This is a genomic window from uncultured Sphingopyxis sp. (assembly GCF_900078365.1).
Taxonomy (GTDB): domain Bacteria; phylum Pseudomonadota; class Alphaproteobacteria; order Sphingomonadales; family Sphingomonadaceae; genus Sphingopyxis.
In genome coordinates this window covers 3,946,575-3,960,902 of the sequence record NZ_LT598653.1, presented here as the reverse complement: position 1 = coordinate 3,960,902, position 14,328 = coordinate 3,946,575, and the positions used below count along the sequence as shown (strand labels likewise).

Here is a 14,328-nt window from a genome sequence, read left to right as displayed (position 1 = left end):
GAGCGGCTTGCCACGCCCTGGATTGCTTCGCTACGCTCGCAATGACGCTGTAATGCTGAGGAAAAACGATAATCGTCACCGCGGCACCTCCTCGCGTTCGAGCACCGCCGCGACAACCTGCTCGACACCCCGGCCCTCGATCTCGGCCGCCGCCGACAGGATGACGCGGTGGCGCAGCACGCCGGCGGCGAGGCGCTGGACGTCGTCGGGGATCACATAATCGCGCCCGTCGAGCGCCGCCGCCGCGCACGCCGCGCGCGCGAGCAAGGTCGCGGCGCGCGGGGAGGCGCCGCATTCGAGGTCGGCGCTCTCGCGCGTCGCGCGAACGAGACGGACGATATAATCGACGATCTCCTCGGCGAGCCGGACGGTCGCGATCGTGTCGATCGCCGCGCCGATCGCCTTGGCGTCGGCAACTTGCGTGACGCCGAAATCTCCAACCGCCGGGCTTTTGAAGCGCCCGCCATGGTCGGCGACGATGCGCCGTTCCTCGGCGGCGTCGGGATAATCGACGACGAGCTTGAACAGGAATCGGTCGAGCTGCGCCTCGGGGAGCGGATAGACGCCCTGCTGCTCGATCGGATTCTGCGTCGCGAGCACGGTGAAGCGCGGGCTCATCGCGTGCGGTTCGCCATTGATCGTCACCCGCCGCTCCTGCATCGCTTCGAGCAGCGCGGCCTGCGTCTTGGGCGGGGTGCGGTTGATCTCGTCGGCGAGCAGCAGTTCGGTGAAGATCGGCCCCTTGGTCAGGGTAAAGCTCGACGTCTGGAAGTTGAACAGGTTCGACCCCAAAATATCGCCGGGCATCAGGTCGGGGGTGAACTGGATGCGCCCGAAATCGAGGCCGACCGCCTTGGCAAAGGCCTGCGCGAGCAACGTCTTCGCGGTGCCCGGCGGACCTTCGAGCAGGACGTGTCCGCCCGCGAGCAGCGCGATCGTCACCATGCGCGTCAGCTGCCCCTGCCCGAACACCGCCTTGGCGACCTCGCCCTCGATCGCGGCGCCGAGCGCCGCCACGCTTTCCACGGGATTAGCTGTCACGGAGTAGATCCTTCCTGATGTCGTGCAGCGCCTGCGCGTCTGCCAGAAACTCGTGGGTGTTGCGCGCGATCGGCAGACGCCGCGCCAGCGCGGAGAAAAGCTCGCCGTCGCCGCGCAGATGCTTGTCGATCCACGCATCGGTTTCGGCTTCGTCGAGCCCGGCGGGCGCGTGCAGCCGCCGCGCGATCGCGCTGCGCTGGCTTTTCACATAGGCATCGGCGCCGTCGAGTTCGCGCCGCGCCTGCCGGATCAGGTCGGCGCTGTTGGCGATCAGCGCCGCCTTCGACACCGGGATCGCGCGCCCGGGCTTCAGCGCGGGGCCGAAGCGCGTCCACGCCTGCCACAGTGCGAGCAGCCCGGCGGCGAGCAGGCAGAGCGTGATGCCGATGAAAGGCGGCACGAAGGCGAAGCGGAGCAGCGAACGCCCGCCGCCGAAGCCATTGAGCGTGAGGTCGAAAGCGAGCCCGTCGGCGTCGGTATAGTCGGCGATCGCGTCGATCAGCATCGCGCCGCCGGCCGCCTTGTCGCGCGAGGCGAAGGCGAGATTGTTGATGAGGTCGGGGTCGGCGAGAATGTAGATGTCGCGCTCGCCGACCTGCGCCAGCACCGCGCCGCCGTTCGGCGCCGCGATCAGCGTTTCGAGATTGCCACCCGAAATCGTCTGGACATTGTCGGGCAGCCAGGCGGTGAAGCTGCGCCCGGCCAGCCGCGCGGGCACCTCCTGCGCCTTGCCTGGCGCGGCCTTGATCGCGACTTCGCCGAATTGCGCCGGCGGCAGCAACGCCGCGGGCGGGCGCACCGGAAAGCCGACGCTGACCCAGCCGGGCTTCTGCGTCTGTCCCGGCACCGCCATGGTCTGCCATTTCGGCAGCACGATCAGCGCAGATCCCCTGCGCCCGGCGTCGAACAGTTCGGCGATCTCGGAGGCGCGGGTGCGGTGCGTCGGGGTCAGCACCAGCAGCGGTTCATAATCGTCGTAGCGCGTCGTTTCGACGCGCCGGCGGAGTTCGACCTCGGCGCCAGCGCGCTCGACAAGATCGACGATCCCGGCATAGCCCGGCGCCGCCTTCGACAGCGCGTGGCCGCCGCCATCGTTACCGCTGCTGAGCTGCGGCCCCAAGGCGATGAGCGCCCACAGCGCGACGAAGGCGATGACGCCGATCATCACGACGCCTGCGATCAACCGCGGGTTGAAGCCATGATCGCTGACGCCGGAATCGCTCATGCGCGCGCCCAGCTCCTCGGCACCGTCAGCTCGGCATAAGCGCTGCGGCACTGCTCCCACGCCGCCGCGTCGATCGAGCGTCCGCCGAACAGGCTGATCTCGACCGCGCTCGCGATGCGGCTGAACGCGCCGCGCGCGACGATGGGCAGGTCGTACGCTTCGGCAAGGTCGCGCGATGTCATCGCGGGTTTGACGAGGCCCGGGCGGCGGCCCTCGATATCCTCGACGCTGCGATAGAGCAGCAGATGCACCGCCTCGGCGAAGCGCCCCTCGGCGGCGAGCGCATCGGCCTCGGCGAGCAGCGCGCGCGCCGCGCCCGCTTCGGCCTGCCCGGCGAAATCACCGGCATCCGCGTCGCCGCGCTTGCGGCCGAAGCGCAGATTGTCGACCCACTGTGCAAAAGCGGGCACCAAATGATAGAGGAGGAACAGCAGGAACAGCGCGGCCACGATCCACATCAGCGGCTTCGCCGCGGGCGCGCTCCATTCGAAGAAATTGCCGATCGCGTTCAGCAGCGACTTCAGCCACTCGGGCGGCGGCGCCGGCGGTGGGGGCGGCGGCGGGAAGGCGGTCTGGATCTCGCCGCCCGCGATCGTCTGGCTGTAACCCGGATCGACCAGTTCGGGATCGAGCAGCCATCCCCCGCCCGCGTCGGCGCTCGATGCGTCGGCAGCCGCCGACGCCTGGGAGATCCACATGGATATCATGTTGAAAAGATGATCTCGCCCCGCTCGGTCATTGCCGAACGTGGTAGCGCGAGCGCGCGCAGCAAGGCAAGAGATGCTTGCGCGCCGGACGGCCCCGTTCTAGCGCGCGGAAAAATCGGCCGGTTCGTTACAACGGAAACCACTGGCCGCGTGACAGGAGAGACAGGTGGACGCGGCGCAGGCGGTACATGAAAAATTCCTCGCGGCCCTCGCGGGGGGCCTTCTGCCCGGCCGTGCCGACGCGCCCGATCCCGCCGCGGCCGGCCTGTCGCGCGCGCAAGCGACCGACATCTTCCTCTCGCAGCTGACGAGCCGCCAGATGGACCGGCTGTCGCGCCATCTGCAGGCGCGCGGCGAAGGCTTCTACACGATCGGCTCGTCGGGACACGAGGGCAATGCGGCGGTCGCCGCGGCGCTGCGCGTCACCGACATGGCGTTCCTCCACTATCGTTCGAACGCCTTCCAGCTCCACCGGTCGCGCCAGCTTCCCGGCGGCACGCCGACGTGGGACATGCTGCTGAGCTTCGCCGCCTCGTCCGAAGATCCGATCTCGGGCGGACGGCACAAGGTGATCGGGTCGAAGCCGCTCGCGATCCCGCCGCAGACCTCGACGATCGCCTCGCATCTGCCGAAGGCGGTCGGTGCGGCTTTCTCGATCGGGATCGCGCGGCGGCTCGGCATGACCGGGCTGCCGTTGCCCGACGATGCGGTGGTGCTGACGAGTTTCGGCGACGCGTCGGCGAACCATTCGACCGCGCAGGGCGCGTTCAACACGGCGGGCTGGGCGGCGTTCCAGGGCTCGCCCATGCCGCTGATCTTCCTTTGCGAAGACAATGGCATCGGCATTTCGACGCGCACCCCGACCGGCTGGATCGAGGCGCAGTTCCGCCACCGCGCGGGGCTCCACTATATCAAATGCGACGGCACCGACCTCGTCTCGGCCTATGCCGGCGCGTGCGAAGCCGCCGACCATGCGCGGCGCACGCGCAAGCCCGTCTTCCTGCATATGGCGACGGTGCGCCTCTACGGCCACGCCGGGTCCGACGTGCAGGGCGCCTATCTTCCCAAGGCGCTGATCGAGGCCGACGAGGCGCGCGACCCGCTGCTCGCGGGCGCGGCGCTGATGATCGAACATGGCTGGATGTCGCGCGCCGAGATCGCCGACGCCTATGAAGAGATCGGTGCGACGCTCGCGCGGCAGGCCGAAGCGGCGATCCTGCGCCCGAAGATCACGACCTCCGCCGGCGTGATGGAAAGCCTGATCCCGCCGAAGCGGAAGATCGCCCGCGCCAACACGCCGTCGGACGACGATCGCAAGGCGATGTTCGGCAGCGACGCGCAGGCGATGGACAAGCCGCAGCACATGGCGCGTCTCCTCTCGTGGGCGCTCGCCGACCTGATGCTCGCGCATCGGGAGATCGTCGTCGCGGGCGAGGATGTCGGGCCGAAGGGTGGCGTCTACAATGTCACGGCGAAGCTCCATCAGCGTTTCGGCTCGGCGCGCGTCGTCAACACCTTGCTCGACGAGCAGGCGATCCTCGGGCTCGCGATCGGCATGGCGCACAATGGCTTCCTTCCGATGCCCGAGATCCAGTTCCTCGCCTATGTCCACAATGCCGAGGACCAGATCCGCGGCGAGGCAGCGACATTGAGCTTCTTCTCGGACGGCCAATATACGAACCCGATGGTGATCCGCATCGCGGGGCTCGGCTATCAGAAGGGCTTCGGCGGCCATTTCCACAACGACAACAGCCTCGCGGTTTTCCGCGACATTCCGGGCCTTGTCCTCGCGGTACCGTCGAACGGGCGCGACGCTGTGGCAATGCTTCGCGAATGCGTCCGCCTCGCGCGCGAGGAGCAGCGCGTGGTCGTCTTCGTCGAACCGATCGCGCTCTACATGACGCGCGACCTCCACGAAGAAGGCGACGGGCTGTGGACGAGCGTCTACGAAACCCCCGGCGAAGGCGCGCCGATCCGCCTCGGCGACGTCGGCGTCCATGGCGCAGGCACGGACCTCGCGATCGTCACTTACGGCAATGGATATTATCTCTCGCGGCAGGCCGAGAAACTGCTCGCCGGCGATGGTGTGAAGGCACGCGTGATCGACCTGCGCTGGCTCGGCCCGGTCGACGAGGAGAAGCTCGTCGCCGCCGTCGGCGACGCGCAGCGCATCCTGATCGTCGACGAATGCCGCATCACCGGGTCGCAAAGCGAGGCGCTGATGGCGACCTTCGCCGAGCGCACTCCTGACAAGAGGCTGAAGCGCATCGCCGCCGACGACAGCTTCATTCCCTTGGGCAAGGCCGCGACGCTGACGCTGCCGAGCCGCGATTCGATCGTCGCGGCTGCGAAGGAGTTGCTGGCGTGACGCTTTACACCGCCGTGCCCCTGCGCAGGCAGGAGCCCATCTCCGACGCTTTCCTTTTTCATGGCCCGTTGCTTCGAGCCGAAATGGTCGATGATGGGCCCCTGCCTGCGCAGGAGCACGGCGGTTTGGTTGATGGAGGTCGGGTATGACCGCGGCAAAGAAAACCGCCCTTGTCGTCGCCCCTGGCCGCGGCACCTATGGCAAGGGCGAGCTCGGCAGCATTGCCCGGCTTCACGGCGCGCGCTTCGCCGACCTGATCGCCGATTTCGACGCGCAGCGTCGCGAACGGGACCAGCCGACCGTTTCCGAGCTAGACGGCGCCGACCGCTTCAGCGTGAGCACGCATATGCGCGGCGACGTCGCGGCGCCGCTGATCTACACCGCGACCGCGCTCGATTATCTGAGTATCGACCGCGACACATATGACATCGTCGCGGCGCTCGGCAATTCGATGGGCTGGTACAGTGCGCTGGCCGTGGGGGGCGCGGTCTCGGTCGAGGACGGCTTCCGCATATCGAACGCGATGGGGCTCAACAGCCAGACGCACGGGCCCGGCGGGCAGATATTGCTGCAGGTGGTGGACGACGACTGGCGCCCGGTGCCCGGCCTGCGTGCGGCGCTGCTCGATCTCGTCGCCGCGATCGACGCGCGGCCCGATCACGCTCTCGCGCTCTCGATCGACCTAGCCGGGATGCTCGTGCTTGCGGGCAATGAGGAAGGGCTCGCTGCCCTGCTCGCCGAAGCCCCGCCGACCCCGGGGCGCGATCCGCTGCGCCTCGCGGGCCACGGCCCTTTCCATACCCCGCTGATGGTCGGCAGTGCGGACAAGGCGAAGGCCGAACTGCCGCCGTCGCTGTTCGGCCGCCCGGCCCTGCCGCTGGTCGACGGCCGCGGCCATATCTGGCGGCGCTTCTCCAGCGATCCCGCCGCGATATGGGATTACAGCTTCGGCCACCAGATCCTCGCGCCTTATGATTTCGCGCTCTCGGTGCAGGTGGCGGTCAAGGAGTTCGCCCCCGACGTCATCATCCTGCCCGGCCCCGGCGACACGCTCGGCGGAGCGATCGCGCAGTCGCTGATCGGTATCGGCTGGCAGGGCATGGCAAGCAAGGCTGATTTCATGGCGCGGCAGGCGTCGGACCCGATCCTGCTCTCGATGGGGCGCGCCGATCAGCGCGCGCTGGTCCTCCAGCGATGACGAAATAGGCCGGCAGGGAGGAACGTCCCTGCCGGCCTGTCGTTGGCCCGGGGTCAGGTGGGGTTGACCCCGGGCGGATGAACGGCAGCGCCAATGGGGACCAACTCAAGGGCGGTACACCGTTCATTTTCCTTATAGGCGCATTGCGCGCCGCGTGGCCGGGTTTGCGCGCGATCATGCACCGAAACGGACCCGATCGACCGGCGCGGCGCGCGCATGTTCGGCGGTGAATTGCAATCGCAGCAGTTCGGCGACATTACCCGCGCCGGCGCGGCGCATGATATTCGCACGATGCACTTCGACCGTGCGCGGGCTGAGCGCGAGCCGCCGCGCGATCGTCTTGTTGCCGAGACCGGCGGCGATCCCATCCAATATGTCGCGCTCGCGCGGGGTCAGCGCCGCCAGTCGCGCTTCGGCTTCGCGCTGCCGGGCACGCGCCTCTTGCGCCGCGCGCCAATCGGCCAGCACCGCATCGATCGTGCCCCGGACGAAGCGGGGGTCGAGCGGCGCGGGTAGTAGATCCTGCGCGCCGCCGCGCAGGATGGCGCGCGATTCGGCGATACTGAGCCGCTCGGCCGCGACGAACGCGGCGATCCCGGGACGCCCGGCGACCCGGTCGAGCAGCGCCGCGCCATCGGTCCGGCCCGGCTGGCGCCAGCGAAAAAGCAGGATGCCGGAAAGGTCGTCGCCCTCGGCCTCGATCCACGCATCCGCGCTCGCAAAGCTGCGCACGACCCGCGCGCCACCCGCCGCGAGCGCACGAAAACAGGCGGCCCGTTCGACAGGATCGGGCAGGATCAGATGGATATGGCCCCCGCTTTCGGTCACGCTGCGATGCTGCGCCCCGAATGACCGGACGGACAGCGCGAAAGGGTCGAAGGCGGCGCCATTTCGGCGCGTTTGCCGGAAATTCGGGGAAGCGAGGACCCCGAACAACTATCCGCCGTTTAGCTGAGCTGGCAGATGTCGAGGACATTCATGTCGTCATAATCCTGGTTCTCGCCCGCCATGACCCAGATGAACGCATAGGCGCCGGTTCCGGCGCCCATGTGGATCGACCAGGGCGGAGAGATCACCGCCTCGCCGTCCGCCATGACGATATGCCGGGTCGCCTCGCCCTGACCCATGAAGTGCATCACCCGGCCCTGTTCGGGATCGTCGAGATCGAAGTAGAAATAAATCTCGCTCCGGCGTTCGTGGACGTGCGGCGGCATCGTGTTCCACACGCTTCCCGGCTTGAGGATGGTGAGGCCCATCGCCAGCTGCGCGCTGTCGCACACGCCGGGGATGACGAGCTGGTGAATCGTCCGGTCGTTGGCCGTCTCCAGGCTGCCACGCTCGAGTATCCTGGCGTCGGCGAGCGGCAGTTTGCGCGTATCGAAGGCGCGATGCGCGGGCGACGAGGCGAGATAGAAGCGCGCGCCGTCGCCGGAAAAGCGGACGTCTTTCGCGCCCATCGTGACATAGAGGCTGTCCTTCGCACCGAGCGCGAACAGCTCGCCGTCGACGGCCACGGTGCCCTCGGCGCGGCCGACATTGACGATGCCGAGTTCGCGCCGCTCGAGGAACGGGTGGCCGGCTGCCGACGCCGGCTCCGATTGGTCGGGCAGCCGGACGCTTCCGCTCTCGACCAGCACCCCGCCGATCACCAGCCGGTCGGCATGCGTATAGTTGAGCACGCACGCGTTCGGGCGGAACAAATTCCGGATGAGATAGCGATCGCGCAGTTCGTCATTGGACACGCACGCCATCATGTCCGGATGGGTGGCGTAATAGGTTCGATCGAACATGATTGCTCCGAAGAAAGGACCGGACCGGCGGCACCGCCCCGGGTCAAAAGGGCCACGTGCAGCCGCCGGGGCGCGAGGCGCCGACGACCGCACGGGCAGGGGGGAGGGCTATTTCCCTTTCAGGAAGACCGGCGGCGTGTAGGCGCCGTTCGTCGCGACGTCCCACACCTCGATGCGCGCCCATTTGCGGCCGCGGAGATCGACACGCTTCTCGATCGTGCGGCTTCCGAAGGGCGCGGCGCCGGTCAGGTCGATGCGATCACGATAGACCTTGTTGCCATCGCCGCTGACGATTTCGGCGAAGGCGGGCGGGAAGGTCCATTCGATCTTCGCGCGCACCACGCTATTCCGTCCGAACGCGGCTTCTTCGCCGCTCTTCGCACCGCCGATCGTGAATTCGGGGATCAGCACTTCACCGGTGGTGGTGAAGAAGCGGCCTCCGCGCAGCGCGTCGAGCACGCTCTGCCACCCATCGGAGTAGCGCGGCAACGGCCCGTCGAGCCGGAGATAGTTGATGTTCATATGCGCATAGAGCTCGCTCTCGTCCGAGATCTGGAACACGTCGACCTCGCCGGGGGCGAACTTGCGCTCGGACGGGCTGGCCGCCCAATTGTTCATGTCGTCGAGCGTGTCGAGCACGCGCGTGCCGAGCCGCGGCAGCGAATAATCCACCGGCATGTTCTTCCACGCGCCGCCGAGGAAGCGGTCGCTCTTGAAGAAGGCCGTGTCCTTATGCTTGTCGGGGAAGCCCGTCGAGCCCTTGATTCGCGGGTGCGCGGTCCACATCAGGCCCTTCTCGTCCTGCATCAGCTTCAGGACATCGTCCTGCGAGCCGACATGATAGACCTTGCCCAGCTTCGGGTCGTTTTCGACGAAGGGCTGCCCCTCCTTGCGGTCGAGCGTCCAATAGACCGGCTTGGGGAAGAAGCTGATCCAATGCCCGCCGAGATGGACGTTGGGCTCCTCGCCCGGAAGCAGCAGCAGCTTGTCGTCCGACAGCCGCGCGGTCTCCGCGTGCATGGTCTTGAGCAAGGTCAGCCGGTCGCCCGCGCGATCGAGCGCCTCGCGCCCGAGGTGAAGCTCGGCGAGATGGACGATCTCGACGTTCATATCCTTGAACCGCTTGACGAACTCGGGCGACTCGAGCCCGTCGGGCACGCCCGTCGATTGCTGGAAACGCTGCGTGTTCAGAAAGTCTTCGGTGTGCTCGACATGATAGTGGCTGGTGAAGGTGCGGTGCCCGTCGAGCGCCTTGAAGCGGTCGCCGCGCGTATAGGCGAGCGCAGCCTTGGTGACGCTCGCGGCGTCGCCGCCGTCGGGGAGCAGAAACACGCCCATGTCCTGCATCGTGCCCGGCGGCGCGTTGACCCACGGCACATAGCGCCGGTCGCCCTCGAGCGTCTGGCGCACACCGAAGCTCGTGCGGCCGTCGAGGTTGCGATAGTCGTTGCCGTACCAGGCCGAATTGTCGTTGTTGGCATAGTCGAGCGGGTAGTAGAATTGGTGCGGCGGCGGGACGATGCCGAGCGAACCGCCCGACGGCCCTTCCGCGACGATCATCCGAGCGCGGACCTTGGGGGAGACCGCGGGCTCCCGCGACGCGTCGCCTTCCTTGCGCACCATCGCGTCGCTGGTGTCGGTGAAGGCGATCGAACGCCATGGCAAGGGCGCCGAGGAGGCGACGCTGAGCCCGGCATCGAAGGTATAGGCGGTGGCGGGGCGCTGCGTGGTCATCACCATCGCCGCACGCACCAGTCGCGAACCCGGATAGATAGTGAATTCATAGGTGCCCGAGAAGGGCCCGGCCGCCGCGCCGCCGACGATCACCTTGGTATAGCCGCCTTCCGCGCGCACGCTGATGTCGCTGCGCGCCAGCGTCAGCGGGAAGCTTTCGAACGGGCGCTTGCGAGGGTTGTCGAAGAAGATCGTCCAGCCCTGCTTGAGATCGCGGGTCCCGACGGTGACGACGCCGGCCGGATCGACGCCGCCGAGCACGGTCGTGCCGGCGATTGCGATGGCCTGGATCAACGGCTTGCCCGGATCGCGCGCGAGGACGAGCTGCGCGCGCTCACCCTGCGCCGAGGGCCAGTCGATCGTCACCAAGTCCTGCGTCCGCGCCACGCGCACATCGCCGGGCAGGGCCTGGGCGGACTCGGCGAGAGCGGTGGCCGGCGCCTGTGCATGCGCCGCGCCGGCGATTGCGAAGCTGCCAGCCGTCAGAGCCGTTGCCAGCCCGAACGCCGCAAACATTCTTTTCCTGTTCAAACCATCCTCCTGTTTTCGCCTTTTTCAGCGTCCGTTCGGCGGCCCGCGTCATTCGACGCGGGCCGCGCGCCATATTCATGTTCAGAAGTTGAAGCGGACCCCCAGTGAATAGGTCGTGTCGTCGTTCCGCACCTCGCGGACGAAATCCTCGCGCGATTCGAAGTTGCGCGTCTTCTGGCCCGTGATGTTCGTGCCGGCGAGGCTGACCGTGATGCCGGGCGCCACGTCGTAATTGAGGCCGAAGTCGAGCCGCCCTGCGGCGCGGATGCCGTTGAGTCCCACGGGGATCGAAACCGGCCGCAGCGAGAGGCCGTTGGTGATGTCCCCGTCGAAATATCGCGAGCGATAGGTGTAAATTATCCGTGCCGAAATGCCGTATTTTTCATAGATCAGGCCGATGTTGTAATTATATTTGGAGACGCCGAGCAGCGGCAGACCCTGAAGCCGGTCGCCGGGGGTCGTCACCTCGCTGTCGATGACCGTGAAGTTTCCGATCACGCCCGCACCGTCGAGACCCTCCGGAAGGAAATCGAGGAAGAGCTGGCCGCCCACTTCGACGCCCTTGATCTTGGCCGACCCCAGATTGCGGGGCGTCGAGATCACATATTGCAAGCCGTCGATCGTCCGGACCTCGGTGCCATTGATGATCCGGTCCTTGATGTCGCGATAGAAGCCGACCACCGAGACATAGTTGCTGCGGCCGAAATAATATTCGAGCGACGCATCGAAGCTGTCGGCCTTTTGCGGCCGGAGGTCGGGGTTGCCGCCCGACCCCGAATTCTGGATCGTGTTGACGTAGGATACGACATAGCTGAGGCCGGGGTTGAGCTGGCTGAAGCTCGGCCGCGACAGCGTCTTCGAATAATTGAAGCGCGACTGGAGGCCGCCGCCGAACTGGATGCGCGCGCTGGCGTTGGGCAGAAGGTCGGTGTCGCTGGTCGAGCGCCGCACGAGTTCGATGCGCGAGGTGCCCGTCGCCGGATCGGTCACCCGGCCCGAACCCGCAATATTGCGGTCGGTGCGGGTCAGGCGCGCGCCGACCATGCCGTCGATCGAGATCGTATCCGTGAGCGGGAATTTATAGCCCGCCTGCAGAAAGCCGGCATAGCTTTTTTCCTGCGCATCATAGTCGCGCGTCGGGTCGAAAGCCGGCGTGTCCGGCGAGATGCCGTACAGCGTCCTGAGCTGCCGCTTGATCGATTCCTGAACCAGATAGTCGGGATCGAGCTGCAGGAAGGGCGCGCCGTCGTTCATCTGCGGGACGCCGGGGGCCTGCGAAAGAATATCGCCGGGCAGGCCGGCCGCGTCCAGCGGCGTCACGAACGAGCCGCCTGGGGCCGGCGGGCCGCCGAGATACTGCTCGAACGCGGCCTTGCGCTTCGCCACGCGAACGCCCGCCTGAACATAGTCGAGGACCCCATCGAAATCATATTTGGCGTCGCTCATGACAGCCCACAAAGTGCCCCGGCTGCGGTTGATATTTTCGCTCATGCCGTTGGCGAACGCGAGGCCCGCCGGGTCGTTCATGGGGTTGCCGGGCATCGTCGCCCGAACCTCATGATCGACGTCGCGAACGAGGACCAGTTCGTCGATGCGCTTGCCTATGTCGACGCGGAAGCTGTCGTTCCGGTTGGTCGAGGATTCATAGGAGATGTCGGTATTCCAGGTGAGCGCGCCGATCTCCTTGTTGAAGCCGGTGGCGATCACATAGATGTCGGTGCGCGACTTGTTCGCGACGGTCGCGGTGTAATATTCCAGATTGCGCGCCGTGTAGCCGGTGGCGTTGCAGAGCTCGCGGATCGTACCCGTCCCCGTCGGATTGTCGGGGCTCAGCACATTCCCCGAATAATAGCCGTCGGGGCCGACCGCGAAATCCTCGCAGGTGTCGCCGGCGGTCGCCTCGAACGAGGTGCCGGTGAAGGCGCGGAAGGTCGGGCGCGCCTGGAAGACGTCGCCGCGATACCCCGCGAACAGACCCTCGAGATAGATTGTCGTGTCGCTGTCCGGCGCCCATTCGAGCGAGAAATTGGCCTGCGGGCGCTCATATTTCCCGAATTCGATCGCGGCGGCGAAGCCCGTGGGCGCGTGCAGGTTCTGCGGCGAGCCCGCGGGCCCCGCGCTGGTTGCGCGCGTCCAGTCGTTCCATGCGATCGGCCGGGCATATTTGTTGCGCTGATAGGAAAGGCCGACCATCGCCGCGATCTCGCCCTCGCCGGCGTCCCAGCGGTTGGCGACGAGCAGGCTCAATGCCGGATTGATCGTGTTCTTCGACCCGGCTTCCTGCAGATAGGTCGCCCGCGCACTGCCCGCGATCGTCAGCTCGTTGAAGTCGAGCGCGCGGCGCAGGCGCATGTTGACGCCGCCGGCCACGCCGCCTTCGAGCCGCTCGGCCGAATTGGACTTGTAGACATCGACGCCCGCAAGCGCTTCGGCCGGCAGATCCTGAAACGAGAAGCCGCGACCGACACCGGTGAAGATCTCGCGCCCGTTGAGCGTGGTGATGATGTCGTCGAGGCCGCGGATGCGCGCGCCGACGATCTCGTTATTACCGCCGACGACCACCTGCACGCCGGGCACACGCTGGAGCGCCGACGCCGTGGTCAGGTCGGGAAGCTTGCCGATATCCTCGGCGACGATCGAATCGACCACGGCGGTCGACTCGCGCTTGATCTCGGCGGCGCGCGACAAGCTCTGGCGAATGCCGGTGACGACGATGTCGCCGTCCTGCGCCTCGCTTGCGGCCGGATCGGCGGCCGGCGCGGTTTGCGCGATTGCCATGGGCGCACCGCTTGCGAGTGCGATCAGCGCCACGGAGGCGCGAAGACTGACCTTCAATGGACCTCTCCCTATAAGACATCATATAAGCTTGGCAGATTGATCTTATTATTCTGCCGGGCGTAATCGGGTGCCTGATTGCTCTTCAGGTCTGTCGTGTTGGTCGGGTCAGCCCGTCGGGCTGTTGGACGACATGAAGTCGTGCAATTCGCGGTGCCGCTTGAGGCTGCCGCTCATATGCGTCCGCGCCGCTATCCGCGCGGCGTCGGGGTCGCGATGGATGATGGCGTCGAGGATCGCCTCATGCTCCGCGCTGATCACCGCCTTATAGCTGTCGCCGATATAGGCCTGGCCCTGCCGCAGATAGAGCGAGCGAGGCGGGACGAGGCGGACTCCCAGAAAGTCTATCAGCTTGGCATAATAGCTGTTCTGGCTCGCCCGGGCGATGGCGTTGTGGAATTCGACATCGGCCTTGACCGAATCCTCGAGGCCGACCGCCGCCTCGCCCAGAATCTTGATCTGCTGACGCATGTTCATCACGTCGACCTCGGTGCGCCGTTCGGCCGCCAGCGCCGCCATCTCGGTTTCGACGCAGAGCCTGAGCTCGAGCAACTGGATCACGTCGCCGAGATTCTCCACCTCGTCGCGCGTGATCTGGAACGCCTGGTAACGCGCGGTCTCGCTGACGAAGAGCCCCTTGCCCTGTCGGGCCTCGACCAAACCCGCAGCGGCGAGGCGGGCGATCGCTTCGCGAATCACCGTCCGGCTCACGCCCAGAACATCGACGAATTCCGCCTCGGTAGGGAGCTGCGCGCCGGGCCGGTGCGCGCCCGACAGGATGCTGGCGCGGATATTTTCGCACGCAGCATCGACGAGCGACGGCCGCCGCTTGCGCAGCGTCAGCCTGTCGTCATGCACAGCGTGGGTGCCGCCCTGCTTCACGCCCATCCTCCCGTTGC

10 protein-coding genes are annotated in these 14,328 nt (G+C 66.9%); 2 read left to right on the top strand and 8 right to left on the bottom strand.

Annotated features, from left to right (window positions below):
* Window positions 1-75 precede the first annotated feature (75 nt).
* From QZL87_RS18380 to QZL87_RS18370, 3 genes are read right to left on the bottom strand one after another with little or no spacing between them, the layout of a single operon-like run.
* Window positions 76-1,041, bottom strand: a complete 966-nt coding sequence (locus QZL87_RS18380; RefSeq protein ID WP_295321937.1) for a MoxR family ATPase — start codon at window positions 1,039-1,041, stop codon at window positions 76-78.
* A complete protein-coding gene (locus QZL87_RS18375; RefSeq protein ID WP_295321935.1) occupies window positions 1,031-2,266 on the bottom strand; it encodes a DUF4350 domain-containing protein in 1,236 nt (411 codons plus the stop codon). The genes QZL87_RS18380 and QZL87_RS18375 overlap by 11 nt, the downstream gene beginning before the upstream one ends.
* On the bottom strand, window positions 2,263-2,973 hold the full coding sequence (locus QZL87_RS18370; RefSeq protein ID WP_295321933.1) for a DUF4129 domain-containing protein: 711 nt from the start codon (window positions 2,971-2,973) through the stop codon (window positions 2,263-2,265). Before QZL87_RS18370 ends, QZL87_RS18375 begins: the two co-directional genes overlap by 4 nt.
* Before the next feature lie 166 nt (window positions 2,974-3,139).
* Here QZL87_RS18370 and QZL87_RS18365 point away from each other — a divergent pair, with 166 nt between their 5' ends.
* Complete coding sequence (locus QZL87_RS18365; protein WP_295321931.1) at window positions 3,140-5,341, top strand: alpha-ketoacid dehydrogenase subunit alpha/beta; 2,202 nt, start codon at window positions 3,140-3,142, stop codon at window positions 5,339-5,341.
* Between the two features lie 145 nt (window positions 5,342-5,486).
* The gene (locus tag QZL87_RS18360; protein ID WP_295321929.1) at window positions 5,487-6,539 is read left to right on the top strand and encodes an ACP S-malonyltransferase; all 1,053 of its coding nucleotides are present in this window, start codon (window positions 5,487-5,489) and stop codon (window positions 6,537-6,539) included.
* A 174-nt stretch (window positions 6,540-6,713) separates the two neighbouring features.
* On the opposite strand, the gene QZL87_RS18355 is transcribed toward QZL87_RS18360, so the two are convergent.
* The 5 genes from QZL87_RS18355 to QZL87_RS18335 form a co-directional block, all read right to left on the bottom strand.
* The gene (locus QZL87_RS18355; protein ID WP_295321927.1) at window positions 6,714-7,367 is read right to left on the bottom strand and encodes a LuxR C-terminal-related transcriptional regulator; all 654 of its coding nucleotides are present in this window, start codon (window positions 7,365-7,367) and stop codon (window positions 6,714-6,716) included.
* A 119-nt stretch (window positions 7,368-7,486) separates the two neighbouring features.
* Entirely contained in the window at window positions 7,487-8,329 is an 843-nt protein-coding gene (gene kduI / locus QZL87_RS18350; RefSeq protein ID WP_295321925.1) for a 5-dehydro-4-deoxy-D-glucuronate isomerase, read from the bottom strand.
* A gap of 108 nt (window positions 8,330-8,437) precedes the next feature.
* Window positions 8,438-10,579, bottom strand: coding sequence for a hypothetical protein (locus QZL87_RS18345; RefSeq protein ID WP_295321923.1), 2,142 nt, complete (start codon window positions 10,577-10,579; stop codon window positions 8,438-8,440).
* Between the two features lie 96 nt (window positions 10,580-10,675).
* Window positions 10,676-13,372, bottom strand: a complete 2,697-nt coding sequence (locus tag QZL87_RS18340; RefSeq protein ID WP_295321921.1) for a TonB-dependent receptor — start codon at window positions 13,370-13,372, stop codon at window positions 10,676-10,678.
* Window positions 13,373-13,537: 165 nt separating this feature from the next.
* A complete protein-coding gene (locus QZL87_RS18335) occupies window positions 13,538-14,311 on the bottom strand; it encodes a FadR/GntR family transcriptional regulator (RefSeq protein WP_295321919.1) in 774 nt (257 codons plus the stop codon).
* Window positions 14,312-14,328: the final 17 nt, after the last annotated feature.

What these genes read in the sequence shown, in the direction of transcription:
- QZL87_RS18375 (WP_295321935.1), bottom strand. Translation starts at nt 2,266, where the DNA reads ATGAGCGATTCCGGCGTCAGCGATCATGGCTTCAACCCGCGGTTGATC.
- QZL87_RS18370 (WP_295321933.1), bottom strand. Translation starts at nt 2,973, where the DNA reads ATGATATCCATGTGGATCTCCCAGGCGTCGGCGGCTGCCGACGCATCG.
- QZL87_RS18360 (WP_295321929.1), top strand. Translation starts at nt 5,487, where the DNA reads ATGACCGCGGCAAAGAAAACCGCCCTTGTCGTCGCCCCTGGCCGCGGC.
- kduI (WP_295321925.1), bottom strand. Translation starts at nt 8,329, where the DNA reads ATGTTCGATCGAACCTATTACGCCACCCATCCGGACATGATGGCGTGC.
- QZL87_RS18345 (WP_295321923.1), bottom strand. Translation starts at nt 10,579, where the DNA reads ATGTTTGCGGCGTTCGGGCTGGCAACGGCTCTGACGGCTGGCAGCTTC.
- QZL87_RS18340 (WP_295321921.1), bottom strand. Translation starts at nt 13,372, where the DNA reads ATGGCAATCGCGCAAACCGCGCCGGCCGCCGATCCGGCCGCAAGCGAG.